The sequence below is a fragment of the Bacillus cereus group sp. Bce041 genome (assembly GCF_052646455.1).
Map to the genome: position 1 here is coordinate 1 of NZ_JBQXON010000049.1, position 659 is coordinate 659.

Sequence of the window (659 nt, forward strand, 5' to 3'; positions counted from 1 at the left end):
TCTACCCAGCCCAGTATAAACTAGATGTACTTTATTATATGAATGAACACGGGACATCTATCAGAGAAACAGCGGCACTTTTCAATATACCGTCTTATGAAACACTTCGGAAATGGAAAATAGCTTATGAAACAGGAGGATTGGATGCCCTACAATTAAAGAAAAAGGGGCGTCCAACCATGAAAGATAAAAAAATAAAACCAGTAGATGAAGGATCAATCGAAGCCTTACAAGCGGAAAATGAGCGTTTACGTATGGAAAATGCATATTTAAAAAAGTTGAATGCCTTAGTTCAAAACAAAGAAAAATCACCAAACAAGACAAAGCGCAAGTAATCTACGAGTTAAGGCATGAATTTCCTATCAAGGAGTTACTTCAACTCGCAAACATTCCACGTAGTACGTACTATTACTGGATGAAACGTTTTAATCGTCCTGATCCAAATGCGGAGGTAAAAGAACTGATTCAAGCTATTTATAATGAACACGATGGGTGTTATGGTTATCGTCGTATTCGTGATGAACTTATGAATCGTGGACACAAAGTAAATCATAAAAAAGTGTATCGCCTTATGAAAGAATTAGGGTTAAAATGTCTGGTTCGTATGAAAAAATATCGCTCTTACAAAGGGACAGTTGGGAAAATTGCGCCAAATATTT

1 pseudogene is annotated in these 659 nt (G+C 36.3%); it reads left to right on the plus strand.

The features are described from left to right. Positions 1-659: pseudogene (locus ACUN13_RS32160) on the plus strand (IS3-like element ISBth10 family transposase); the annotation flags it as partial.